This is a genomic window from Herbidospora yilanensis, from assembly GCF_001570565.1.
GTDB lineage: Bacteria > Actinomycetota > Actinomycetes > Streptosporangiales > Streptosporangiaceae > Herbidospora > Herbidospora yilanensis.
The window spans coordinates 132,430-156,657 of the sequence record NZ_BBXE01000024.1; the positions used below are offsets into that span (position 1 = coordinate 132,430).

Annotated in this window: 26 protein-coding genes; 17 read left to right on the top strand and 9 right to left on the bottom strand. The window is 70.9% G+C overall.

Annotated elements, in window-relative coordinates:
- Positions 1–178: 178 nt before the first annotated feature.
- From AW273_RS19040 to AW273_RS19050, 3 genes are read left to right on the top strand one after another with little or no spacing between them, the layout of a single operon-like run.
- Complete coding sequence (locus AW273_RS19040; RefSeq protein WP_062349676.1) at positions 179–778, top strand: hypothetical protein; 600 nt, start codon at positions 179–181, stop codon at positions 776–778.
- Positions 779–815: 37 nt separating this feature from the next.
- A complete protein-coding gene (locus tag AW273_RS19045; protein ID WP_232327498.1) occupies positions 816–1,574 on the top strand; it encodes a phosphatase PAP2 family protein in 759 nt (252 codons plus the stop codon).
- Positions 1,575–1,608: 34 nt separating this feature from the next.
- The gene (locus tag AW273_RS19050; protein ID WP_062349677.1) at positions 1,609–2,349 is read left to right on the top strand and encodes a phosphatase PAP2 family protein; all 741 of its coding nucleotides are present in this window, start codon (positions 1,609–1,611) and stop codon (positions 2,347–2,349) included.
- Here AW273_RS19050 and AW273_RS19055 read toward each other — a convergent pair.
- Together AW273_RS19055 and AW273_RS19060 are read right to left on the bottom strand one after the other, a co-directional pair.
- Positions 2,307–2,972, bottom strand: a complete 666-nt coding sequence (locus tag AW273_RS19055) for a hypothetical protein (RefSeq protein ID WP_062349678.1) — start codon at positions 2,970–2,972, stop codon at positions 2,307–2,309. The genes AW273_RS19050 and AW273_RS19055 overlap by 43 nt on opposite strands.
- 102 nt (positions 2,973–3,074) lie before the next feature.
- Entirely contained in the window at positions 3,075–3,317 is a 243-nt protein-coding gene (locus AW273_RS19060) for a DUF5302 domain-containing protein (protein WP_063910016.1), read from the bottom strand.
- Positions 3,318–3,387: 70 nt separating this feature from the next.
- Here AW273_RS19060 and AW273_RS19065 point away from each other — a divergent pair, with 70 nt between their 5' ends.
- From AW273_RS19065 to AW273_RS19075, 3 genes are read left to right on the top strand one after another with little or no spacing between them, the layout of a single operon-like run.
- On the top strand, positions 3,388–4,020 hold the full coding sequence (locus AW273_RS19065; protein WP_062349679.1) for a 4'-phosphopantetheinyl transferase family protein: 633 nt from the start codon (positions 3,388–3,390) through the stop codon (positions 4,018–4,020).
- Positions 4,021–4,030: 10 nt separating this feature from the next.
- On the top strand, positions 4,031–4,678 hold the full coding sequence (locus AW273_RS19070; RefSeq protein WP_062349680.1) for an NAD(P)H-binding protein: 648 nt from the start codon (positions 4,031–4,033) through the stop codon (positions 4,676–4,678).
- 14 nt (positions 4,679–4,692) lie between these two features.
- Positions 4,693–5,511: an NAD-dependent epimerase/dehydratase family protein gene (locus AW273_RS19075; protein ID WP_062349681.1), complete on the top strand. Its 819-nt coding sequence runs from the start codon at positions 4,693–4,695 to the stop codon at positions 5,509–5,511.
- Here the strand turns inward: AW273_RS19075 and AW273_RS19080 are convergent.
- Positions 5,499–6,155, bottom strand: coding sequence for an ACT domain-containing protein (locus tag AW273_RS19080; RefSeq protein ID WP_062349682.1), 657 nt, complete (start codon positions 6,153–6,155; stop codon positions 5,499–5,501). The genes AW273_RS19075 and AW273_RS19080 overlap by 13 nt on opposite strands.
- A 51-nt stretch (positions 6,156–6,206) precedes the next feature.
- Between AW273_RS19080 and dusB the strand changes: the two genes are divergently transcribed.
- From dusB to AW273_RS19095, 3 genes are read left to right on the top strand one after another with little or no spacing between them, the layout of a single operon-like run.
- Complete coding sequence (dusB, locus tag AW273_RS19085; protein WP_062349683.1) at positions 6,207–7,319, top strand: tRNA dihydrouridine synthase DusB; 1,113 nt, start codon at positions 6,207–6,209, stop codon at positions 7,317–7,319.
- Between the two features lie 36 nt (positions 7,320–7,355).
- Complete coding sequence (locus AW273_RS19090) at positions 7,356–7,688, top strand: hypothetical protein (protein WP_062349684.1); 333 nt, start codon at positions 7,356–7,358, stop codon at positions 7,686–7,688.
- A gap of 2 nt (positions 7,689–7,690) precedes the next feature.
- On the top strand, positions 7,691–8,716 hold the full coding sequence (locus tag AW273_RS19095) for a hypothetical protein (RefSeq protein WP_062349685.1): 1,026 nt from the start codon (positions 7,691–7,693) through the stop codon (positions 8,714–8,716).
- Here AW273_RS19095 and AW273_RS19100 read toward each other — a convergent pair.
- A complete protein-coding gene (locus AW273_RS19100; RefSeq protein ID WP_062349686.1) occupies positions 8,713–11,202 on the bottom strand; it encodes a DEAD/DEAH box helicase in 2,490 nt (829 codons plus the stop codon). The genes AW273_RS19095 and AW273_RS19100 overlap by 4 nt on opposite strands.
- A gap of 113 nt (positions 11,203–11,315) precedes the next feature.
- Between AW273_RS19100 and AW273_RS19105 the strand changes: the two genes are divergently transcribed.
- Complete coding sequence (locus AW273_RS19105) at positions 11,316–12,464, top strand: sensor histidine kinase (RefSeq protein ID WP_062349687.1); 1,149 nt, start codon at positions 11,316–11,318, stop codon at positions 12,462–12,464.
- On the opposite strand, the gene AW273_RS19110 is transcribed toward AW273_RS19105, so the two are convergent.
- Positions 12,412–13,230, bottom strand: a complete 819-nt coding sequence (locus tag AW273_RS19110) for a helix-turn-helix transcriptional regulator (RefSeq protein WP_062349688.1) — start codon at positions 13,228–13,230, stop codon at positions 12,412–12,414. The two genes, AW273_RS19105 and AW273_RS19110, sit on opposite strands and share 53 nt — an antisense overlap.
- Before the next feature lie 102 nt (positions 13,231–13,332).
- Here AW273_RS19110 and AW273_RS19115 point away from each other — a divergent pair, with 102 nt between their 5' ends.
- Positions 13,333–14,031 (top strand): SDR family oxidoreductase, encoded by a 699-nt coding sequence (locus tag AW273_RS19115; protein ID WP_062349689.1) that lies wholly within the window; start codon positions 13,333–13,335, stop codon positions 14,029–14,031.
- Here the strand turns inward: AW273_RS19115 and AW273_RS19120 are convergent, their stop codons facing one another.
- Both AW273_RS19120 and AW273_RS39125 read right to left on the bottom strand, forming a co-directional pair.
- Complete coding sequence (locus AW273_RS19120) at positions 14,032–14,433, bottom strand: nitroreductase family deazaflavin-dependent oxidoreductase (RefSeq protein ID WP_062349690.1); 402 nt, start codon at positions 14,431–14,433, stop codon at positions 14,032–14,034.
- Between the two features lie 26 nt (positions 14,434–14,459).
- Positions 14,460–15,038 carry a TetR/AcrR family transcriptional regulator gene (locus AW273_RS39125; protein ID WP_062349691.1) on the bottom strand — a complete coding sequence of 193 codons (579 nt, stop codon included), beginning with the start codon at positions 15,036–15,038 and terminating at the stop codon, positions 14,460–14,462.
- Positions 15,039–15,201: 163 nt separating this feature from the next.
- On the opposite strand from AW273_RS39125, the gene AW273_RS19130 reads away from it, so the two are divergent.
- The 4 genes from AW273_RS19130 (at position 15,202) to AW273_RS19145 (ending at position 20,014) form a co-directional block, all read left to right on the top strand.
- Positions 15,202–16,734 carry an MDR family MFS transporter gene (locus tag AW273_RS19130; RefSeq protein WP_232327499.1) on the top strand — a complete coding sequence of 511 codons (1,533 nt, stop codon included), beginning with the start codon at positions 15,202–15,204 and terminating at the stop codon, positions 16,732–16,734.
- Between the two features lie 85 nt (positions 16,735–16,819).
- Complete coding sequence (locus tag AW273_RS19135) at positions 16,820–17,662, top strand: hypothetical protein (RefSeq protein ID WP_157555933.1); 843 nt, start codon at positions 16,820–16,822, stop codon at positions 17,660–17,662.
- 80 nt (positions 17,663–17,742) lie between these two features.
- Positions 17,743–18,870, top strand: a complete 1,128-nt coding sequence (locus tag AW273_RS19140; protein ID WP_062349694.1) for a monooxygenase — start codon at positions 17,743–17,745, stop codon at positions 18,868–18,870.
- Positions 18,871–18,886: 16 nt separating this feature from the next.
- On the top strand, positions 18,887–20,014 hold the full coding sequence (locus tag AW273_RS19145) for a YibE/F family protein (protein WP_062349695.1): 1,128 nt from the start codon (positions 18,887–18,889) through the stop codon (positions 20,012–20,014).
- On the opposite strand, the gene AW273_RS19150 is transcribed toward AW273_RS19145, so the two are convergent.
- Positions 20,011–20,580, bottom strand: coding sequence for an SH3 domain-containing protein (locus tag AW273_RS19150; RefSeq protein WP_062349696.1), 570 nt, complete (start codon positions 20,578–20,580; stop codon positions 20,011–20,013). The two genes, AW273_RS19145 and AW273_RS19150, sit on opposite strands and share 4 nt — an antisense overlap.
- A 196-nt stretch (positions 20,581–20,776) precedes the next feature.
- Here AW273_RS19150 and AW273_RS19155 point away from each other — a divergent pair, with 196 nt between their 5' ends.
- A complete protein-coding gene (locus tag AW273_RS19155) occupies positions 20,777–21,730 on the top strand; it encodes a sulfotransferase (protein ID WP_062349697.1) in 954 nt (317 codons plus the stop codon).
- 196 nt (positions 21,731–21,926) lie between these two features.
- On the opposite strand, the gene AW273_RS19160 is transcribed toward AW273_RS19155, so the two are convergent.
- The gene (locus tag AW273_RS19160) at positions 21,927–22,823 is read right to left on the bottom strand and encodes a hypothetical protein (RefSeq protein WP_232327500.1); all 897 of its coding nucleotides are present in this window, start codon (positions 22,821–22,823) and stop codon (positions 21,927–21,929) included.
- Positions 22,824–23,022: 199 nt separating this feature from the next.
- Here AW273_RS19160 and AW273_RS19165 point away from each other — a divergent pair, with 199 nt between their 5' ends.
- A complete protein-coding gene (locus tag AW273_RS19165; protein ID WP_062349699.1) occupies positions 23,023–24,228 on the top strand; it encodes a TIGR03118 family protein in 1,206 nt (401 codons plus the stop codon).

Below are 24,228 nucleotides of genomic sequence, written 5' to 3' on the forward strand. Positions count from 1 at the left end.
CTATCGCTACAAAAAGTGAGAAAACGTCGACCTGTATCCTTTTTGTGACCAAATGTCAAATAAGGGGAAGCGTCCTCGCCGCTCTTTCGCGGGGAGCCACGTCTCGCCTTGCAAGCGTTCTGCAGGCGCCTCGGTGCATAAGGGAGGGCAACACCCACGCCCTTCTGGAGCACCACCGATGATCCTGCGTACCCTCACGGCCGCTGCCCTCCTGCTCGGCGCCACGGCCGCCCCCGCCTCCGCCGCCCCGCAGCCCTGCCGTGAGGGCTTCGTCTTCCGCGCCGCCCGCCCCGCCGACAAGGTCTGCGTGACCCCGGCGACGCGGGCCCGCACCCTGGCCGACAACACGCTCAAGGCCACCCGCTGGGTGGACGGCACGCACGCCTGCGTCGACGGCTACGTCTGGCGCGAGGCCTTCCACGAGGACGACGTCTGCGTCATCCCCTCGGTGCGTGCCCAGGCGAAGGCCGACAACGCGGCGGCCGACTCGCGCCGCATGCTCGCGAAACTGTGGATCACCACCGAGGGCCACGTCGTCAAGCTGAACGGCTCGCACTACAACGTCGGCCAGGTCAGGCTGTACGTCCGCCGCTCCGGCGGCGACCTGGTCTGGAGCGGCGTGATCGCCGCCGCCGAGTTCCCCGGCTACCCGGGCGGGAGCTGGGGCAAGAAGACCGGCCTGCCCCACTGCTCCGGCGCCGCCGACGCCTACGCCCGCGCCCAGGACGTGACCTCCGGCCGGTGGTCGGCGAAGGTGCCGCTGCGCACCGGCTGTTGATGTTCGGCACGCCCTCCCCGGGGTAGCACGGCGGCGCATGACGGAGATGCGCCGATGGTTGCTGGGACCCGATGGCGCCCTGGGCGCGCGGCTGACCGCCGCGATCCTGGCGGCGACGATCCTCATGGTCCCGTTCATGTTGCTGCTGATCCTCGTGAAGAGCGCCTTCACGCCCCTGAACCGGTTCGACCAGGGCGTGGCCGCCGATCTGCATTCCTACGCGCTGAGCCACCCCGGGTTCGCCCGCGCGATGGAGTTCATCACGAACGCGCTCGCCCCCGAGACGTGGCGGGTGCTGGTCGGCGCCGCGGCCGTCTACACGCTGCTGCGCGGCGCGCCCCGGCTGGCCATCTGGGCGATCACGACCGTGGTCGCGGGCGGGCTGATCGGGCTGGCGGTGAAGGTCGCCGTGGAGCGGGCCCGGCCGATGTTGCCCGACCCGGTCTCCTGGGCGCCCGGCTGGTCGTTCCCCTCGGGCCACGCCCTCAACGCGGCGCTGGGGGCGGTCACGCTGGTCCTCCTGCTGCTGCCGGTGCTGCACGGCCTCTGGCGCGTGGTGGCCTGGGTGCTGGCCGCGCTGGTCTCGCTGACGGTCGCCTTCACCCGGGTCGCCCTCGGCGTGCACTGGGTCAGTGACGTCGTGGCCGGGGTGATCCTCGCGCTGGCGGTGGTGGCCGCCACGGCGGCCGGATTCGAGGCGTGGCGGCGGCGCATGGGCCGGCGGCCGGTCGAACCCCACATCGAGGGCGTCGAACCCGAGTTCGCCGCTCCGAACGGCAACAGCGAACCCCGATGACGGCTTCGATGAAAGCCCGAGATTGGAGCCCCCAATGGTGACGACGAGTCCCGCCGAGACCCCCATGGCCGCCCGCGGCCGTCAGCGGCCCTGGCAGCGGGTCGACTACAAGGAGGTCGGGCGGCGCGTGTTACTGCCGCTGCTGGCCCTGCTGATCGCCACGCTCGGCACCGGGCTGCTGCTGGTCAACGTGCTCGGGGACAGCTGGCTCATCGAGCGGGACGAGGCGGTCAGCCGGGAGGTCGCGGGGGAGCGGTCGCCGTTCTGGAACGGGGTCACCGACGTCGTTTCGTCGTTCTCGGACACGCCGGTGATCGTCGTCGCCACGGCGATCTTCGCGATCGGCTTCCGGATCGCCTACAAACGCTGGCGCGAGTCGGTCTTCCTGATCTTCGCCGTGTGGTCGCAGTCGCTGATCTTCCTGGCCTCCACGGTCGTGTCGCAGCGGCCCCGGCCCGAGGTCGCCCACCTCGACCCGGCGCCGCCGACGTCGAGCTGGCCCTCGGGGCACACCAGCGCCGGGGTCGCCTTCTACTTCGGCGTCGCCGCCGTGCTCACCCTGCACCTGCACCGGCACGCGATCCTGCGGTGGGTGCTGCTCGCGATCGGCCTGGGCGTGCCCCTCGCCATCGCCGCCTCGCGCCTCTATCGGGGCATGCACCACCTGACCGACGTGAGCTGGGGCTTCATGCTCGGCGCGGCCTGTGTGGCGATCCTCGCCGGTGGCGCCCTCTATCGGCCCGCTCTGAAGGCCACCGGCCGGGTCTCCACCTGATCGGGGCCGACCATGGCCCTGACCTCGTCGATGGCCGTGGTCAGCAGTTCCCGCAGGATCAGGTCGGGATCGTCGACGCACGCCTGTGAGACGCCGCGTACGGCGAGCTGGACCGTGTTCGGGGCCGCGTAGCGGCGGAAGCCCCGGCGGGACACCTTGACCCCGCTGCGGAAGCCGTAGGCCCAGCGGGCGGCGTCGGGCACCAGGTCGAGCGCCTCCTGGCTGGCCGGTTCGAGGCCGGGTTCCCGGCCTTCGAGGTCGGCCAGGACGTGCTCGGCCGCCAGCACCGAGACCGCGAGGGCCAGTTGCCGTTCGGCCGCGACCACCGGCAGCGCCGTCGTGGCCGCGCGCAGCGCGATCCGGACGTCGGCCCGTGGATCGTTCGTGGTGAGTCCGATCACCGACGGGATCAGCGGCGCGAGCCGCTGCCGGTTGGTGTCGGTCGTGTAGTCGTTGACAAGCCGCGCCATCGCCGCCAGCAGCGGGTGGGTGCAGGCCGGGTGGTCGCTCCAGCGCTCACCGGCCAGATAGGACGCGAACTCCATGAAACACGCACCCTTGCGCGGGTTGCGGTGCTTGCCTCGGGACAGCAGCGGGACCGCCGCCGGAAGGTGACCTTGCACAGCCGCTCCATGCGATTTCGCCCAGGATGTCACTTTCCATAGTGCGCCCGGATCACGCGGATCGGAAGGCCCCCCTCCGATGGCGGCCCCTTTCAGCGGATGTCAGCCCCCGCTCTTGCGGCGAAACGAACGTTTGCCGCCGGCGGCCTCATGCGTGCCGTGGATCTTCGACGACCCCCGGGCACCCTTCCCGTTGCGGTCGGACTGCGCCTGGCGCTTACGGTCGAGAGCCTCGCGGAACTTCCGCTTGAGCTCGTCTTCCGCGTTCGCCCCGTCGGCGACCCCGTCGATCGACTCGTCGGTCGGCTCCGCCTCGACGGCGGAATCGGGTGTGCTGTCAGACATCGGACCTCCTGGGCTGTCACTTTACCGTTTCCGTTCACGCGGTAAGGTCCAGCCGGAAAGGGGGCGTTTCATGCTGGGATCGGTGCTTCCCTCGGGCGTCGTGTGGCACGAGAGCTTCGGCGACCCTCCCGGGGTGCGGCCCCTCCCCGAGGAGGAGTCTCTGGTCGCCCGCGCCGTGCCGCGCCGCCGGGCCGAGTTCGCCACCGCCCGCTGGTGCGCCCGCCAGGCCCTGTCGTCCTTCGGGTACGCCGACACGCCCATCCTCTCCGGCCCCAAGCGCGAACCCCTGTGGCCCAAGGGGATCGTGGGGAGCATGACCCACTGCGAGGGCTACCGGGCCGCCGCCGTGGCCGCCGACGACGTGGTGGTCTCGATCGGCATCGACGCCGAGCCCGACCAGCCCGTGCCCGACGGGGTGCTCGGCGCGGTCGCCTCGCCCGAGGAGCAGATGGCGGTCGGGCGGCTGCTGGCCGACCGTCCCGTGGTGGCCTGGGACCGGCTGCTGTTCTCGGCCAAGGAGTCGGTGTACAAGGCGTGGTTCCCGATCACCGGGCGCTGGCTGGGGTTCGAGGACGCCCATGTGACCTTCGGGGACGGGGTGTTCAGCGCCCGGATCCTCGTCGACTCGCCGTTACCGGTGTTCGAGGGCCGCTGGGCGGCGGAGGGCGGGCTCGTCGTCACCTCTGTGGTCGTGCAGGCGTAATGTCGGTTATGTGCGCGTGATCGTGTTCGGGGCGACCGGAATGGTCGGCCAGGGGGTCCTGCGGGAGTGCCTGCTCGCCCCCGACGTGTCCGAGGTGCTCGTCGTCGGGCGCACGCCCACCGGCGTCACCGACCCCAAACTCACCGAAGTGATCGCCGACCTGGCGCAACCGGCCGAGTACGCGGCGTTCCTGCAGGGCTTCGACGCGTGCTTCTTCTGCGTCGGGGTCGGCTCGGCCGGGATGACGGAGGCCGACTACCGGCGGGTGACGTACACGATGACCATGGACGTCGCCCAGACGCTGCGGCGCGACGTGACGTTCGTGTACGTCTCGGGCCAGGGCGCCGACGCCGAGGGGCGCCGGATGTGGGCCCGGGTGAAGGGCGAGACCGAGAACGCGCTGTTCGAGCGGTTCGACCGGGCCTTCGCGATGCGCCCCGGCTTCATCCGTCCCATGCACGGCGCGACCAGCAAGACCCGGTCCTACCGGGTGATCTACATGATCGGCACGCCGATCTGGCCGGTCTTCAGCCGGCTGTTCCCCCGGCTGGTGACCACCACCGAGGCGATCGGCCAGGCCATGCTCGCCCTCGCGCGCGGAGTGAAAGCCCCGAAGATCCTGTATGCGACCGGTATCAACCGGCTCGCCCGGATGTGAAAGGCTTCCGTGGCATGGAACGCATCTGTGTCACCGGCGCCGCCGGGAAGGCCGGCCGGGCGGTCGTCGCCGACCTGCGCGAACACGGCTACGACGTGGTCGCCACCGATCTCGCCGGCCCCGGCGTGCTGGCCGCCGACCTGACCGACCACGGCCAGGCGGTCGAGGTCCTCGAAGGTTGCTCGGCCGTCGTCCACCTGGCCAACATCCCGGCCCCCGGCATGGCCACCCCGGCCGTCACCTTCCAGCGCAACGTGACCATGAACGCCAACGTGTTCCTGGCGGCGGCGACCCTGAAGCTGCGCCGCGTCGTCTGGGCCTCCAGCGAGACCACCCTCGGCCTGCCCTTCGACGACGCCCCCCGCTACGCCCCCGTCGACGAGGCCCACTACCCCGTGCCGACCTCGACCTACGCCCTGTCGAAGGTCGTGACCGAGACGACCGCCGAGCACGTCGCCGCCTGGTCGGGCATCCCGTTCGTGGCCCTGCGCCTGTCCAACATCCACCTGCCCGAGGACTACGCGAACGTCCCGTCCTACTGGGCCGACGCCGCCTCGCGGCGCTGGAACCTGTGGGGCTACGTCGACGTGCGCGACGTCGCCCAGAGTTGCCGCCTGGGCCTGACCGCCGAGGTCACCGGGGCCGAGAGCTTCGTGATCGCGGCGGCCGACACCATCATGAACCGGCCCTCGGCCGACCTCCTGCGCGAGGAGTTCCCGGGCGTCGAGCTGACCCACGACGTGGGCGAGTTCGGCACGCTGTTGTCGATCGACAAGGCCAGGAAGGTGCTGGGCTACGATCCCCGGCACTCCTGGCGCGATCACGTGGGCTGAGAGGCCGACCGGAAGGCCTTCTCCGCGCTCTGCTCGATCGCCGGCAGCAGCAGGAAGATGTCGAGGATCCGGGTCAGCCGGGCCACCTCGATCCGGTGGAAGGCGGGCCCCTCGACCCGGGCCAGCACCAGCGTCAGCGCCAGCGGCGGCAGCGGCGCGTTGACGACGTGGACGCCCGACTCCAGCGTCGCGGCCACCGGCCGGGCCGGCACGAGGTCGGGGAACCTGACCGACTCGGGCGCCCGCCAGCTCGCGCAGACCACGTCGTGGCTGCCGTCGGCCGCGCAGGCGGCCCAGTCGGCGCTGAAGATCACCGGCATCGCGTCGACGAGGGTCGCCAGCGCGCGGTCTCCGGCGGTGGTCAGGAACTTGAGCACCTCCAGCTCCGGGTAGGTGCCCGGCGCCTCCCGGGTGGCCCAGGCGCCCTCGACCTTGATGTCGGGTATCTCGTCGAGGGCCCGGAGGAGATGCTCGCGTGGCGCGGCGTCGGGCCACGAGACGGTGAAGTCGTCGACCGCGCGCTCCTCGCCCCGGTCGAGCACGACCACCTGGATGATGTCGGCCCCCGCGACACCGAGGGCCTGCGTGACGGCGCCCAGGGCGCCGGGACGGTCGGGCAGCGCGATCCGCAGCCGCAGCAGCATGCGTCCAGGCTAGTGCACCGGTCACTCCCGGTCGTGGACGACAATGAGTGGATGAAAATCGGGTCGCTCGACGTCTGGCCCCCCGTGGTGCTCGCCCCGATGGCCGGCATCACCAACCGCGCCTACCGCACGCTCTGCCGCGAACAGGGCGGCGGCCTGTTCGTGTGCGAGATGATCACCTCGCGGGCGCTGGTCGAACGCAACCCGCTGACCTACGAGATGATCCGCTTCGGCCCCACGGAGTCGCCGCGCAGCATCCAGCTCTACGGGGTCGACCCGGTGATCATGGGCCGCGCGGCCAGGATCATCGCCGACGAGGACCTGGCCGACCACATCGACCTCAACTTCGGCTGCCCCGTGCCCAAGGTGACCCGCCGGGGCGGGGGCGCGGCGGTGCCCTACAAGCGGCGGCTGCTCCGGGCGATCATCCGCGAGGTGGTGGCCAACGCGGGCCCCCTGCCGGTGACCGTGAAGATGCGCAAGGGCATCGACGACGACCACCTGACCTACCTCGACGCCGGCCTGATCGCCGCGGAAGAGGGCGTGCAGGCGGTGGCCCTCCACGCGCGCACCGCCATCCAGCACTACGGCGGCTTCGCCGACTGGGACGCCGTGGCCCGCCTGCGCGACGCGGTGCCCGGCGACGTGCCGGTCCTGGGCAACGGCGACATCTGGACGGCCGACGACGCCCTGCGCATGGTCGCCCAGACCGGGTGCGACGGCGTGGTGATCGGGCGCGGCTGCCTCGGCCGGCCGTGGTTGTTCCGCGACCTGGAGAACGCGTTCAACGGGTCGCCCGAGCGCGCCGAGCCCCGCCTCGGCGAGGTGGTCACCATGTTGCTGCGCCACGCCGAGCTCCTGGTCGAGGTGATGGGCGACGAGAAGCACGGCGTCTCCGACTTCCGCAAGCACGTCGGGTGGTATCTGAAGGCCTTCTCCGTCGGCGCCGAGACCCGGCGGCTCACCGCCCAGGCCGCCTCGCTCGACGAGCTGCGCGAGCGCCTGTCGGGCCTCGACCTCGACCAGCCGTGGCCCGGCGAGGCGGCCGACGGCCCGCGCGGGAAGAGTGGCGAACGGCAGAAGGTGCTGCTGCCGCACGGCTGGCTCGACGACCCCGACGACTTCGCCGTGCCCGAGGCCGAAGACGCGCTTTCCGGCGGTTGACGCCCGCTTTATGGATTCGTGACTTATCGTGCTTGCATGCGTCGCAGATCGGCTGTCGCCGCCGTCTTCACGGTGGTCCTGTTCGCGGCGCCCGCGAGCGCGGCGGCGGGCGGCCCGGTGACCACCCTGACCCCGTACGGCGGGCAGGCGACCTACGGGCAGGGCGTGCTCGACGTGTGGGACACCGAGGCCGACGGCCGGGCGGTCCGGACCTACGTCGGCGTCGGCGGCGTCGGCCAGGGCTACGACGAGAACACCGGCGGCGCGGGGACCGTCGTCAGGCACTATCTCAAGGCCGCCGACGTGACTCTCCAGACCTGCCGTCAGCGGGGCTCCTTCGTGTCCGACTGCGGCGCGGTGGGAGGCTGACCTTGCGCGTCCTGCTCGCCGCCCTCGCACTGACCGGCACCCTGACCGGCACCCTGACCGGCACCCTGAACGGCACCCTGAACGGCACCGCCCTCGTCGAACGCCCCCCGCTCGTGCAGAACCTCTGGCCGCAGGCCGTCCACGTCATCCCCGCCGTGCTGGCCGACGGCCGGACGATCACCCCGCGCCTGTTCCTCGACGACGACACCCTTCTCGCGACCGCGGCCAAGGGCTTCGAGCGGTCGGAGGCGCTGGTGTCGTACCGGCTGACGAACGGGGAGACCACCGAGCTGGCCGAGCTGCCCCTGCCGCCCCGGACCGTCGTCCACCCCTCGGGCGTGGCCGCCGGGTCGGGCCACATCGCGTGGTGGACGGCCCGCCGCGACGGCGCCGGACGCGTCGGCGAGATCTGGGCGGTGCCGCTCACCGGCGGCGACCCGGTCGCCATCGCCGCCTTCGCGCTGACCGGCACGGTCACCGGCCTTGAACTGACCCCGCAGGGGGTCGTGTGGTCGACCGACGCCGGGGGTGTGTGGCGGGTGCCCTACGCGGGCGGCAGGCCTGCCGAGGTGCCCGGCACGCAGGGGCAACACGTGCTGAGGTGGCCGTGGGTGGGCTCGCCCGCCCGCGCCTTCACCACGGCCGTCAACGCCGAGACGGGCGAGCGGCGGGAGACCCGTCCCGGCTCGTTGTGCGGGGTGAACCTGTGCGTGTCGGCCGACCGGCTGGCCTCGGCGCGGTCGGGGGCCGGGCTGCGGGCGACCAAACTGACCGACCCGCCGGTGTCCCGGCCCGCGCGCGACCGGTTCGTCACCTCCAGCACGATGGCGGGGCCGGGGGAGATCTGGGCGGGGCTCCACGACCTCGTCTCGGGGCAGGTGGCCGACCTGGGGGTGAAGCCGCTACCCGCCACGGGGGTGCAGGCGGGCGGGGTCGCGATCCCGGTGCCGGCCTCCGACGACCGGTTGCTGAGCTACCGGCAGGACGGCAGGCACGTCGTCGTCGACCTCGCCAAGGTCGGTGGCTAGAGGCGGTTGATGCCCACCACGTGGAGCACCGCCGTGCCCTCCTCGTCGGACGCCGCCAGATCCACATCCGCCGACACCCCCCAGTCGCCGTCCCCGTTCGGGTCTTCGATGACCTGCCGCACTCGCCACACCCCCGGCTCCTCCTCGATCCGCAGGAACGCCGGCCCGCGCGCCGAAGGCCCGGTGCCGATCGTGTCGTGCTCCTCGTAGTAGGCGTCGAGCCCCGCCGCCCAGTCGACGTCGGGGTACAGCTCCTCCAGCTCCTCCTGCTGGTCGAGCGCGGCCAGCTCCACCATCCGGAACATCGCGTTGCGGACCAGCACGCGGAAGGCGCGGGTGTTCGCGGTCACCGGGCGGAGCTTCGACTCCAGCTCGTCGCGGTGTTCCAGGGCCTCCGACGGGTTGGCCAGCTTCTCCCACTCGTCGATCAGGCTGGAGTCGACCTGGCGGATCAGTTCGCCGAGCCACTCGATCAGGTCGATCAGATCGTCGGTCTTCATGTGTTCGGGGACCGTGCGTGACAGGGCGCGGTAGGCGTCGGCCAGGTAGCGCAGGACGGTGCCCTCCGACCGGGCCAGTTCGTAGAACTGGATGTAGTCGGTGAAGGTCATCGCCCGTTCGTACATGTCGCGGATGATGGACTTCGGGCTGACCGTGTGGTCGCCGACCCAGGGGTGGCCCTGGCGGTAGGTCTCGTAGGCGCCGAAGAGCAGGGCCTCCAGCGGCATCGGGTAGGTGACCTCCTGGAGGAGCTCCATGCGCTCCTCGTATTCGATGCCGTCGGCCTTCATCTGGGCGACCGCCTCGCCGCGCGCCTTGTTGAGCTGGGCGTGCAGGATCTGCCTCGGGTCGTCGAGGGTCGACTCGACGACGCTGACGACGTCGAGGGCGTAGGTGGGGCTGTCGGGGGCCAGGAGTTCGAAGGTGGCCAGGGCGAAGGTCGACAGGGCCTGGTTGAGGGCGAAGTCCTGCTGGAGGTCGACCGTCAGGCGGGCGTAGCGGCCCTGGTCGTCGGGCTCCTTCAGGGTCTCGACGATGCCGCCCGCGAGCAGCGATCGGTAGATCGCGATGGCGTGGCTGATGTGGCGGCGCTGGTTCTTGCGCTCCTCGTGGTTGTCGGTCAGCAGGCTCTTCATCGCCTGGAAGCAGTTGCCGGGGCGGTTGATGACCGCCAGCAGCATCGCGTTGGAGACCTTGAACCGGCTGGTCAGCGGCTCGGGTTCGGCCGTCTGGAGCTTCTCGAAGGTCTCCTCGTTCCAGTTGACGAAGCCCTCCGGGGGCTTCTTGCGGGCGTAGCCGCGCCGGCGCTTGGGGTCGTCGCCGATCTTCGCCAAAGCACGTTCGTTCTCGATCACGTGGTCGGGGGCCTGGCAGGAGACGTAGCCGATGGTGTCGAAGCCGGCCCGGCCGGCGCGGCCGGCGATCTGGTGGAACTCGCGGGCGCGCAGGCGGCGGACGCGGTTGCCGTCGTACTTGGTGAGCGCGGTGAACAGCACCGTGCGGATCGGGACGTTGACGCCGACGCCGAGGGTGTCGGTGCCGCAGATGACCTTCAGGAGGCCGGCCTGGGCGAGCTTCTCGACGAGCCGGCGGTATTTGGGCAGCATGCCCGCGTGGTGGACGCCGATCCCGTGGCGTACCAGCCGGGAGAGGGCGCGGCCGAACTTGGTCGTGAAGCGGAAGTTGCCGATCAGGGCCGCGATGGCCTCCTTCTCGGCCTTGCTGCACATGTTGATGCTCATCAGCGCCTGGGCGCGCTCCATCGCGGCGGCCTGGGTGAAGTGGACCACGTAGACGGGGGCCTGCCCGGTCGACAGGAACTCCTCCAGCGTCTCGTGCAGCGGGGTCATCCGGTACGAGTAGACCAGCGGCACCGGGCGTTCGGAGTGTTTGACCACGGCCGTCGGACGGCCGGTGCGTCGCGTGAGGTCCTTCTCGAAGCGGGTGACGTCGCCCAGGGTCGCCGACATCAGCACGAACTGGGCCTGCGGGAGCTCCAGCAGCGGGACCTGCCAGGCCCAGCCCCGGTCGGGCTCGGCGTAGAAGTGGAACTCGTCCATGATCACCATGCCGACGTCGGCCTGGCGGCCCTCGGCCAGCGCGACCTGGGCGAGGATCTCGGCGGTGCAGCAGATGATCGGGGCGTCGGCGTTGACCGAGGCGTCGCCGGTCATCATGCCGACGTTCTCGGTGCCGAAGATCGCGCACAGGTCGAAGAACTTCTCCGAGACCAGCGCCTTGATGGGGGCCGTGTAGAAGGAGACCTGGTCGTTGGCGAGGGCCGCGAAGTGGGCCCCGGCCGCCACGAGCGACTTGCCCGAGCCGGTGGGGGTCGACAGGATCAGGTTGCCGCCCGTCACCACCTCCATCAGCGCCTCCTCCTGCGCCGGATAGAGCGTCAGGCCACGCTCCTCGTTCCAGGCGGCGAACGCCTCGAAGAGGGAATCCGGGTCGGGGGTCTGCGGCAGGCGCTCGATCAGGCTCACCGCTCTATCCTGCCCCGAAGCACGGGGAGAGCGGAAACGCGTGTTCGTACAAGATCGGGAAAGTCCGCGTGTCAGAGGGCCGCCGGCGGGCCCGTAGGGCCGAGATTGGCGGAATGCGGGAGACGATCGACCGGTGGCGCGCGCGGTGGGACGCGCTGAGCCCGGACCGCCGGGGCGAGGTCACCGACGTCGCCCTCGCGGCCTCGATCCTCGTCTACACCCTGCCGCCGGCCTTCCTGGAGCCGGCCCAGGCGGGCATCGACGTGCCCATGGGATGGTCGGTGGCCAGCGCCATCGCCGTCTCGGCGAGCATGATGGTCCGCCGTGGCTGGGGGTGGCCGCCCCTGATCCTGGGCATGGTCTGCTTCTTCTTCACCGGGCAGGGCATGCCGGTCTCGATCGCGGCCTACTCGATGACGGCGCACCGGACGGTGCGGTGGTGGCAGGCCGTGGCGGCGGTGCTGACCGTCGTGTACGCCATCGGCGACTTCGTCCAGCCCCACGTCGAGCCCAACGCCGTGGTCAGCGCGGTGCGCGCGGTCATGCTCGTCTACGTGGCGGCCGTGCTCGGCACCTGGGTGCGCGGGTACCGGGACCTGATCCAGACGCTGAAGGAGGACGCGTCCCTGCGGGAGGAGAACGCCGCCGCGCGTGAGCGCAGGCGGATCGCGGCCGAGCTCCACGACACCGTGACCCACGCCGTGACCGTGATGGTGCTCAAGGCCGGGATGATTCAGGAGGACACCGACCAGGAGGACAACCCGGCGCTGGCCAGGGACATCGAAGATCAGGGGGTCCGCGCCCTCACCGAGCTCCGCGAGCTGCTCACCGTGTTGCGGGCCGAGGACCTGCCCGAGTCGGCCCAGGGGATCGACGCCATCCCCAGGCTCGTGGCCGACAGCAACACGACCGGGCAGCGGGTCGACCTGGACTTCGAGGTCGACGGGGTGCGCCTGTCGCGCAGCGTCGAGCACGCCGCCTACCGGGTCGTCCAGGAAGGGCTGAACAACGCCCGCAAGCACGCGCCCCGGGCCGCGGTCACCGTCACCGGGCGGATCTCCGGCGACGAGCTCGTCATCGTCGTGCACAACGCCGCCGGGCCGCCGCGCGGGCGGGTCTTCGGCGAGTCGGGCTACGGGCTGGCGGGCCTGCGGGAACGCGTCATGCTGGTCGGCGGCACGCTCCAGGCGGGCGCCGCCGCCGGGGGGTTCACCCTGACCGCGCGTATCCCGGTCGCTCCAACAGTTCCCGAACCCTCCTGAGGGCCTCCTGCGCGCCGGTGCCGGGGATCGGGACGTACATGATCAGCCGCTGGCCCGAGTCGGGGATGGCCAGGATCTGCCTCCGTACGTCGATCTCGCCGACGACCTCGTGCAGGAGCCGTTTGCGCAGCTCACGACGGATCTCCACGTCATGGGCGGCCCACAGGCCGCGGAACAGGGGGCTGCCGGCGGCCAGTTCGGCGACCAGGTCCGTCAGCTCCGGCCGGGTCGCCGACGCCGCCCTGAGCTCGCGGACCGCCGCCGCGGCGAACGACTCGGCGTGGCGGCAGACCTCGCGGTGCACCGGACCGGCGAAGATGCCGCGCATCTCGTTCCCGCCGACCGTCAGGTAGGGGATCAGGTGCAGGGCCATCGGGTTGGCGGCCAGCACGTCGAACCCATCGTCGAGGACGTAGGCCGGGACGTCGGTGAGAGTCGCCAGGAGCTCCACCACGCCCTGCGGCACCGTGGCCGAGACGCCGCCCCGGGCGGGCGTCTCCCCGGCCAGGTGGTAGAGGTGGGCACGCTCGTCGGCGGTGAGCATCAGGGCCCTGGCCAGCGCGTTGAGGATCTGCCGTGAGGGGTGGGGGCCGCGCCCCTGCTCCAGCCGGATGTAGTAGTCGACCGACATCCCGGCCAGTTCGGCGACCTCCTGCCGGCGCAGCCCCGTGATCCGCCGCCGCGCGCCGTCGGGCAACCCGACGTCGCGGGGCTTCAGCCGGGCGCGGCGGGTGCGGAGGAAGTCGGCCAGCCCGTTCCTGTCCATGAGCCGATTTTTCCTCTTATCGGGGGCGCGTGGGTGGTACCGCCGATCCCAGCCTCAGCCGGTCTCTCGTCCTCCGGTACGGCCCCGCCCACTCTTGACGTCATGACGACAGCACTCATCACCGGCGCGAACAAGGGAATCGGCTTCGAGACGGCCCGCCTCCTGGCGGAGCGGGGCGTGGACGTGGTCATCGGCGCCCGGGATCCCGGCAGGGGAGAGGAGGCGGCCGCGCGCCTGGGCGTCGGCTGGGTCGAGCTCGACGTGACCTCTCCCACGACGATCACGGCCGCCGCGGCGGTCCTGGAGGAACGTTTCGGCTCTCTGGACGTCCTGGTGAACAACGCCGGGATCGCCCGGGGCGGCCCGCCCACCGAGACCCCGCTCGACCTGATGCGCGGCCTCTACGAGGTGAACGTCTTCGGCGTCGTCGCGGTCACCAACGCCATGGTCCCGCTCCTGCGCAAGTCGCCCGCCGGCCGGATCGTCATGGTGTCGAGCGAGGTCGGCAGCCTGACGGTCACCACCGACCCGGCCAACCCGTGGGGCGACCTGAACAGCCTGGCCTACCAGTCGTCCAAGACGGCCCTCAACATGGTCACCGCCCTGTACGCCAAGGAGCTGGCCGGCACCGCGATCAAGGTGAACGCGATCTCGCCCGGCTACTGCGCCACCGACCTCAACGGCTTCCAGGGAGACCGGACGGCCGCCCAGGGCGCGGCCGTGTCGGTGTCGATGGCCCTGCTCGGCGACGACGGCCCGACGGGCACGTTCGTCAACGAGGAGGGCGTGGTCGCCTGGTAGTTAGAGGCGTTCGATGACGACGACCGGGATCTCGCGGTCGGTCTTCTTCGTGTACTCGTCGTAGTCGGGCCAGGCGGCCACCATCACCCGCCACATGTCGGGCTTCTCCTCCGGGGTGGCGGTCCGGGCGCGGGCGCGGAACCGGTCGCCCAAGACCTGGAACCCCACCTCGGGGTTGGCCTGGAGGTTCAGATACCACTCGGGCGGGGCGTCCGCACCGCCCTTGGAGGCGACCAGCAGATAGTCGTCGCCGTACTTCTGGTAGATCAGCGGGGTCGTGTGTTCCTTGCCGGTGCGGCGGCCCTTCGTGGTGAGCAGGGCCGCCGTCGTGCCCTGCCACTCGTGACCCTCGGCGCCGTCGGTGGCCTGATAACGCTCGACGTGTTCCTTACCGAAAAGCATGCGTTTCACCTACCCTTTCGGGCGGATCAACTCCCGGTCGCCTCGATCAATTCCAGGGCAACCTTCAGTGAGGCCTCATACCTCTCGTTCTCGTCGATCTTCGGATCGGGCAGTATGAACCCGACCGCGTGGATGGCGAACAGGGCCAGGCCGTGCTTGAGCCGGAGCGTCAGCGGCTGGTCGTGGTCGATCAGGAGCTCGCTGAGCTCGATCACCTTCTCGCGCATCCGCAGCATCACCGGGTGGTGCTTCATCGCGGTCGGATTGCGCTCCATGAAGCGGGTGATCGCGCGGCCCTCGTAGGCGCCCTCGGCGTAGCGGACGATCGCCGCGCGGCGGACCTCGGGCGTGACGGCGTCGTGGGCGCGCAGCTCGCCGATGATCACGTCGAGCGTCGCGATGCGATCGATGATCATGCCCGCGACGATGTCTTCCTTGGTCTTGAAGTGGTAATAGAGGGCCGCCTTGGTCACTCCCAGCGCCTCGGCGATCTCGCGGAGCGAGGTCGCCTCATAGCCCTGCTCGGTGAACAGTTCGAGCGCGATCTCCTGGATGCGCGCACGGGTGTCTCGGGTCTCCCGAGGGGCGAACACACGTTCGCTCATGGTGTTTGGTCGTCCTTTTAATTCAACTTGACGGGCGGCTAGTACGGACCTTACCTTAACTCCGGCCACTTGCCGGTCGGCAAGTAAGTACACGGGTTAACAAGGGGGCCCCGCAATGTCGGAAACCGCCGCCAGTCCACCTCCGGCGCGGTCCAGAGAAGTCATGCTCATCCTGCCGGGGTTGCTCCTGGCGATGATGCTCGCCTTCCTCGACAACATGATCGTCGGCACCGCGATGCCCCGCATCGTCGGCGAGCTGAACGGTCTCGAATACTTCACGTGGGTCACCACCGCCTACATCCTGGGCACGACGGTGTCCACCCCCATCTGGGGCAAGCTGGGCGACCTCTACGGCCGCAAGACCGTCTTCCTCACCTCGATCGTCATCTTCCTGGTCGGCTCGGCCCTGTGCGGCATGGCCGGCTCGTCGTTCTTGGGCGGCGTCGACAACGGCATGACCGAGCTGATCGCCTTCCGCGCGATCCAGGGCCTGGGCGCCGGCGGCCTCATCGTCGGCGTGATGGCCATCATCGGCGACCTGGTGCCGCCGCGTGAGCGTGGTCAGTACCAGGGCATCATGGCCGCCATCATGTCGCTCGCGATGATCGCCGGCCCCCTCGCCGGCGGCTTCATCACCGACCACCTCGACTGGCGCTGGGCCTTCTACGTGAATCTGCCGCTCGGCGGCGTCTCGCTGGTGTGGTTGTGGCTCAAGCTCGACCTGCCCAAGAAGCGCACCGAACACCGCATCGACTGGTTCGGCGCGATCATCCTTACGGTCGGGATCACCGCTTTGGTCCTGATCACCTCGTGGGGAGGCCAGAGCCACGGCTACCCGTGGGGGTCGTGGCAGATCATCGGGCTGGGCGTGCTGGCCGTCGTGTCGTTCGCGGCCTTCATCCCGGTTGAGCGGCGCGCCGCCGAGCCGATCATGCCCCTGCACGTGTTCAGGGACCGCAACTTCAACCTGATCTCGTGGATCGGCTTCCTGCTCGGCTTCGCCATGTTCGGCGCGATCTCGTTCCTGCCGCTGTTCCAGCAGCTCGTCCAGGGGGCGTCCGCGACCAACTCCGGCCTCCTCCTGCTGCCGATGATGGCGGCCTCGATGGTCGTCTCGCTCTACGTCGGCAAGCGCATCACCGCGACCGGCAAGTACAAGGCGTTCCCGGTCATCGGCGGCGTCGTCATGGCCATCGGCATGGGCCTGCTCACACTCATGGACGTCAGCACCCCGCTCTGGCAGACCGGCGTGTTCATCGCCGTGCTCGGCCTCGGCATGGGCTTCCTGATGCAGACCACCATGCTGATCGCGCAGAACAGCGTGGAGCAGAAGGACCTGGGCGTCGCCTCCAGCGCCTCGACCTTCTTCCGCTCGATCGGCGGCTCGTTCGGCGTGGCCCTGTTCGGCGCGGTGTTCAACAACCACCTGGCCGACGGCCTGCGCGAGAAGTTCGGCGAGCAGTCGGCCGACATGGTCGCCTCGGGCGGCCAGATGAGCCCGGCGGCCCTGGCACAGCTCCCCCCGCAGATCAAGACCGGTTTCCTGGAGTCGCTGGCGGGCGCGATCAGCGGCGTCTTCCTCTGGGCGATCGTCTTCGCGGTCGCGGTCCCGATCCTGGCGGCCTTCATCAAGGAGGTCCCGCTCCGGGGCGGGCCGGAGGAGCTCAGCAAGGAGGAGCCCGTGGCGGCTCTCTAGATCCCCGCTTTTCCGGTACGGCCCCCGCCCAGGCGGGGGCCGTATTCGTTTTGAACCCCGGGCCGGTGTCAGGCGTCATGTGACCATGAAGCGATGGATGCCGCCGGCGGCCCTCCTGCTGGTCGCGGCCTGCACGTCCGCTCCCCTCACCGCCCCCGCGCCCTGCCCGGAGACGTGGACCGGGCAGGCGCCGGAGGAGACGACCGTCGGCGGGGCGGCCGACATGCTGGTACCGGGCACCCTCGCCGGGGCGCTGATGTGCGCCTATCCCGGGGACAACATGACCGAGGGCGAGGCGCTGGGCGGACAGCGGAACCTGTCGCCGGACGAGACGGCGCGGATGGCGCGGGACCTGAACCACCTCCCCGCCGGACCGGGGTCCGGCGCCTGCACCCTGGCGGGCGGGCCCGAGACCAACTATCTGGTACGGGTCGACTACGCGGGCGGGGAACGCCTCTGGCTCACCACGGGAGAGGAGGTCAACCACTGCACGGACACCGCGAACGGGTCGTTCAAGACGGGCGCCTACCTGGGGGAGGCGATGACCGCCGCGTACCGGACCGGTAAGTGGACGACCCCCCGGCGTGCGGACCCCTGCCACCGGTCGCTCGGGCGGCGCGGCCAGGAGTTCGACATGGTGCCCGGCCGGCCCGTCGGGGTGCTGGTCTGCGGGGACGACTCCAAGCGCGATCACGGCCGTGACGTGGCCCTCGCGCTCGCCGGCGAGCTGAACACGATCCCGGCCCGGCCGGGCGGGGGCTCGTGCACCGGCACGCCCACGGAGACCTACCAGCTTCAGTTCCGCTACGCGGAGGGCCCCGGCGTGGGGGTGTCGGTGCGGGTGGGCTGCCGTCCGCCGATCCACAACGGCAGCCTCAGCGGAACCGGGGAGTTCCCCGGGTTGAAGGCGCTGGCGACCGGCGGATGACGGCTGCCCCTCCGAACGGACGATCCGTCCCTCCCAAAGGAGGATGGCCGCGGCACGCCGGGTGCGTCAGCGTTGAACACATGAATCGATTCCGCGGAGCTCGGGGAAGTCTGGCCGCGCTCCTGGTCCTGGTGGTGACGGCGGCCTGTGGAACGCAGGAGGCGGCGGCGCCGCCCGCCGCCGCCCCCAAGCACGGTCACGCGGCGAGCAAGGCGCCGGCGGCGCCGCTGCGCGACGGCGAGCGGTTCGTCACGCTGACGATGCCGGAGCCGTACACCCCCAAAGGACCGGGCGGCGGGTCCGACGACTACCGGTGTTTCCTCATCGACCCCGGCGCGCAGGGCACCGGCTTCCTGACCGGAGCCCAGTTCCAGCCGCTCAACCTGGCCATCGTCCACCACGCGATCTTCTTCCGGCTGGCCCCTGACCAGGTGGCCGAGGCCGAGAGGATGGACGCCGCCGCCCCCGGCCAGGGCTGGACCTGCTTCGCCGACGCGGGGGTCAGGGAGGCCGGATGGGTGGCCCACTGGGCGCCGGGCGACCGCGAGACGCTGCTCGATCCGAAGTACGGCCACCCCATCCCGGCGGGCAGCAAGCTCGTCATGCAGGTCCACTACAACACCCGGGCGGGCGCCGGCGCCGACCAGTCGGCCATCCGGCTGCGGGTCAGCGACAGGCGGCTCGAACCTCTCGGCACCGCCCTGTTCCCGGGGGCCGTCGAACTGCCCTGCACCCCCGAGGAGTCGGGGCCGCTCTGCGACCGCGAGGCCGCCGTCGAGGACATCGGCCGCCGCTTCGGGGCCGAGTCGGCGCGCACGCCGGGGTTCCTGACCGAGATGTGCGGCCCGGCGAAGCCGGGACCCACCCAGCACTGCGACCTCCCGGTGCGGGAAGGAGGGCTCCTGCACGCCCTGGCCGGGCACATGCACCTGCTCGGACGGTCGATCAAGATCGAGCTCAACCCCGGCACACCCGGCGCGCGGACCCTTCTCGACGTGCCCGAGTACGACTTCGACGACCAGGCGCTGCGCCCGCTGCCCGCGCCGGTGAAGGTGAGCGAGGGCGACGTGGTGCGGGTGACCTGCACCCACGACGCCAAGCTGCGGAGCATGTTGCCGCAGTTCGAGAAGGAACCGGCCCGCTACGTCGTGTGGGGCGAGGGGACCGCCGACGAGATGTGCCTGGGGGTCGCGATCATGTCGGCCTGAGCTACTGTTCCTCGCCATGGGGCACTCGCACGGGCCGGTCGCGCCCGCCGACCGCACAACCGTCCTGGCCGTGCTGGCCGTGATCCTGCCGCTGGCGGCCGCGACGCTCGTGGCGCTGGTCTTCTTATGGCCCGGTGAGGTGAAGAAGGCGGACGAGCCCCGGCTTCCCGAGCTCGCCGGGGTGATCACGTCGGTCTCCGGCGAGAAGGCGACCGTCGAGTTCTCGGTGTACCACCAGGTGACCGCGATGTTGCCGACCGCGCCGGGGTCGGCGACGTTCGCCGAGGGCGACAAGGTCGTCGTGCTCGACCTGCAGGACGGCACCTACGCCGTGTCCGACCACGACCGCTCCTCGCCGTTGTGGTTGTTCGGGGCGGCGTTCGCGCTGACGGTGATCGCCTTCGGGCGGTGGAAGGGGATCACCGCCCTGGCCGGGCTCGCGATCACCTTCGGGCTGCTGCTCACGTTCGTGCTCCCGGCCATCCTGGCCGGGCGGTCGCCGTTGCTGGTCGCCGTCGTCGGCGCGGCGGCGATCATGCTGATCGTCCTGTACGTCACCCACGGCGTCTCCGTGCCCACGTCGGTGGCCGTGATCGGCACCCTGGTCAGCCTGGCCCTGACGGGCCTGCTGTCGCTGCTGGCCATCGACTGGGTCCACCTGACCGGCGTGAGCGACGACAGCAGCTGGCTCCTGGGGACCAGCCACCAGATCAACACCCAGGGCCTGCTGCTGGCCGGCATCATCATCGGCTCGCTGGGGGTGCTCGACGACGTCACGGTCACCCAGGCCGCCACGGTCGCCGAACTCGCCCACGCCAACCCGGGATACACGGCCCGGCAGCTCTACCGGGCCGCCACCCGGGTCGGGCGGGCGCACATCGCCTCGGTCATCAACACGATCGTGCTCGCGTACGCCGGCGCGTCGCTCCCGCTGCTGCTGCTCATCAGCGTCGGGAACGAGCCCCTGGGCGAGGTGCTGGCCGGGCCGGTGGTGGCCCAGGAGCTGGTCCGGAGCATCGTGGGCACGATCGGGCTGGTGGCGGCGGTGCCGATCACGACGGCGCTGGCCGCAATGACCTGCAGGAGGCGGGCCCGTTCGGCCGGGGACGTGCCCGAACGGGCCCACGACCTGGTTACCGGTTAGGCGCGGCGCAGGTAGTAGCCGTACGACCAGCCGGTCGTGCCCTTCTTCGTGGTCACCTTGACCCAGCCCCTCTCACGGACCGGGGACCCCTGGACGGTGGCCTTCCACTTCAGCTTGCCGACCACCCCATGGCCCAGGCCCGGCCCCGACCGGACGTTGAGGTGGCTGCCCCTGCGGACGTGCTGGACCCGGTACTTCACCGAGGTCCCGGCGGCCACGACCGTCAGGTAGCCGAACGCGGTCGGGTAGGTGTGGCCCTGGCAGGCGACGGAGACCGAGTAGGTGCCCGGCTTCGTGCCCGACCAGACGGTGGCCCGCCCGGTGGCCCGCACGCCGTTGGGCAGCAGGGTGACGCTGCGGCCCCACGCCGGCGAGTAGGCGTATCCCGGCCGGTTGGGGCACGCCTTGGTGCGGAGCCGGACGGTCTGCCCGGCGTGGACGGTGGAGGGGGCGGCGGTCACGGCCAAGCCGGAGGACGCGGCGGGGAGCGCGGTGCTCGCGCCGGCCGGGAGGGCCAGGCAGAACACGGTCGCTGTGGCGAGGACGGCGGGCTTGACGAGATCCATGATCTCACTCCTTACGTACCAGGCAGGCTTTTGACCTGCTGTTACTACCAAGAGTAATCGCATGATTACTTATTGTGAATACCTTGGCGCAGATCTGGTTGCCAACCGCCGGTGAGCTCCACGTAGCGTGGGAAGTGCCGGGACGTTGAAGGAGGAGCGATTCCATACTAATTTTGTAGGAAAAGTGGAGGTTAGTGTGACTCTGCCCGGCTTCCTGGTCATCGGGGCTCCGAAGGCCGCCACGACCGCCCTGCACGCCGCGCTCAGCGCCCACCCGGACCTGTACCTGTCCGCGGTGAAGGAGCCGAAGTTCTTCCTCTCCGACGGCCCGCCGCCCGACAGGGGCGGGCCCGGCGACGCCGAGACCTACCGCGAGCACGTGTGGCGCCGCGACGACTACGAGGCCCTGTTCCGGCCGGGCTACCTGAACGGCGAGTCGACCCCGTTCTACCTGTACGACCGGGCCGCCCACCGGCGCATCAAGGCTCTGATCCCCGAGGTCCGGCTCATCGTGGTCGTGCGCGACCCGGTCGAGCGGGCCCACTCGAACTGGACCCACTTGTGGTCGGCCGGGCTGGAGCCCGTCGGCGACGTCGTCGAGGCCTGCGCCTGCGAGTCCGAGCGGATCAGGGCCGGGTGGGCCCCGTTCTGGCACTACGTCGGCCTGGGCCGGTACGGCGAGCAGCTCCGCGACCTCTACGACCTGTTCACCGAGGAGCAGGTGCTGGTCTTCCGCTACCGCGACCTGCTCGACCGGCCGGCCGAGACCCTCGACCGCATCTGCGGGCATCTCGGCGTGCGCACCGGGCTGATCTCCGAGGTGCCCCGGGAGAACGTGACCGTGCACCCCCCGGAGACGGTCCTGCACCAGGTGTTGTCACAGGTGGTGCGGGTGGGCGACCGGCTGGGCGGCCAGACGCTGACGGCGCCGCTCGCCCGGGTGCTCCAGCGCGACGGCAGGGCCCGGCGGCCCCTGACGTGGGAGCAGCGGCAGGAGCTCATCCCGTATTTCACCGACGACATCAAGCTGCTCGAAGAGGTGACGGGGGAGGACTTCTCCGACTGGATCCGGCCCCGCGACCGCTCGGGCGGCCAGGTCGGCCACCGCCCGGACGGCCAGGGCCAGGCGCGCAACGGACGGCCCAGATAGCCGCCTGACCGGGGCGGCCGGGCCGGAAGGGGTGGTCGCGGATGGTCGCCTCGTCGCGGCGGGTCGGTGGAGCGGTGGCCGGCGCCGGGTGCGGTGCCTGGGCGGGGCGGGCGTCGGTGCCGGGGCGGGCGGAGCCGTAACGGAGAAGGAGCTTTGACCCGCGCCGGTGGCCGATGAGGTGACGGCGCGGGTTCCGTCAGATGAGTTCTGTGCGGAGGTCGTGGGCGCCGTCGGGGCGGGTCCACTCGTAGAAGACGCGCTGCCCGCCGCCCGGCAGGTCGAGGATGTCCAGATACCGCAGGCCGCCGTGGGGCGACTGGGCGTGGGGGTGGTCGCCCACGGCCGTCAGGGTCGACGGGTCGGGGCCGGTCGCGACGCCGGTGCGCTCCTCGTAGTTCTCGGCCGCGCTGGCCCGGCCGTCGTAGTAGGCCAGCACCCCGTCGTCGGTGAACCGGACCGCCGAGACGCGCACGCCGCGCGAGTCCCAGGCGCCGGGGCGGCGGTCGAGGGCGGTGCCGTGCCAGGACCACTCGCGGCCGTCGGGGCTGGTCGCGTAGTCGGTGACCATCTGGTCGGCCTCGTCGGGGATCTCCAGCGGGTGGCAGGACGCCCACAGGTGCCACTGGCCGCCGTGGTGGACGATCACCGGGTCCTTCACGCCCGTCTTGAGGTCGCCGGGCAGCACCACGCGGGCGGTCTCGGGGTCGAAGTCCTCGGGGCGGGAGGCCTCCAGCAGCTCCACCCGCCAGTGCTTGGTGCCGTAGGTCGCGCAGCTCAGGTAGAGGCGCCAGTCGCCCTCGGGGGTGAGCACGAGCGTCGGGCGCTCCAGCGACTCGGTCCGCATCTGGTCTTTGGTGATCGTCAGCACCGGCTCGTAACGCTCGCCGTCGGCGGAGCGGGCGATCTGGATCGCGTAGCCGCGGCCTTCGCCGATGGGACGGCGCAGCCGGTAGGCCAGGTAGATCGTGCCGTCGGGCGTCGCCACGGCGCTCGGCGCGCCGGCCCAGAAGCCGGGGCCGTCTCCCGGCGGGGGAATCGCCACGACGGAGCGCTGAGGCTGGGGGAGGAACATTCCGGAGTCTCCAAGGATCACACGTCGACGATAGACAGCGAGGTGGAGGGGTCAAAGGGGCTTTGCCGGCTCGTTGATTCGACAAACCCTACCCTTTTACTAGGTTTTCGGGCCGGTGAACCCTCTCGGGAAGCGCCGCGTATCTCCGCCCGTAAGGGAGCTTCGCGAACCTCCGCACCTTAGGTCATGAACCGAGAAGGCCCTCGAAGGAGACCACCAGATGCGTTCACGCGTCGCCGTGCTCACCGCCGGGACGCTCGTTCTGAGCACCCCCCTGAGCATTCCCGCAAGCGCCCAGACGGCCCCACAGGCCAAGCCCGCCACCGTCAAGGTTACCGGGACGACCACGTCGACCAACCGGTTCGCCCAGGTCAACCTGGTTTCCGACGTGCCCGGCAAGGCCCCCGTCACCGATCCCAAGCTGGTCAACCCCTGGGGTCTGGCGATGGGCAAGACGTTGTGGGTCTCGGGCGCCGGCACCGGTGTCGCGACCGTCTACTCCGGCAACGCCAAGAAGGAGCAGACCGAGGTCGCCATTCCGGGCGGCACGCCGACCGGCCAGGTCGTCAACACGTCGCAGGACGAGTTCCTGATCAAGGACAAGCCCGCGACCTTCATCTTCGCCAGCCCCTCGGGGGCGATCACGGCCTGGAACGCCGAGGTCAACCCCAAGAACGCGGTCATCGCGGCGTTCACGAAGAACGCCGACTACAAGGGCCTGGCGGTGATGAACACCAACCGGGGCGCCTTCCTGCTGGCCCCGTCATTCTCGCACGGCAAGATCCACGTGTACGACTCGGAGTTCGACCGCGTGCGGTTGTCCCGCTCGCAGTTCCGCGACCCGCGCATGCCCGGTGACTACGCCCCCTTCAACGTCGAGGTCGTCGGCAACGTGATCATGGTCGCGTACGCCAAGCGCGACGCCGTCACCGGCAAGGCCGTGCCCGGCCGGGGCAACGGGTTCGTCTCCCGGTTCTCGGCCAACGGCCGCTTCCTCGGCCGCTTCGCCAACCGCGGCGCGCTGAACGCGCCCTGGGCGATGATCCGGGCGCCGCGTGGATTCGGCGCCTTGGCCGGGGCCGTCCTGGTGGGTAACTTCGGAGATGGGCTGGTCAACGCCTATAACGCCCGCACCGGCCGGTACCTCGGGCCGCTCCGGCAGACCAACGGACAGGCGATCCAGCTCGAAGGTCTGTGGGATCTGGAGCCGGGCACTGCGACGAACGGCGGAGAGAACTCTGTATGGTTCGCGGCGGGTATCGACAAGGCGCAGCACGGCCTCCTGGGCGTGCTGAGGCCGTCTGACGCCGGGCCGCTGCCCGGCGCGGCGTCGACGCCGGCGCCCTCGGTGTCGGCGCCGGCGACGCCCAAGCCGTCGGCGGCCACCACGCCGACGTCGTCAGCGGGCGGCATGTACGGTTACTGA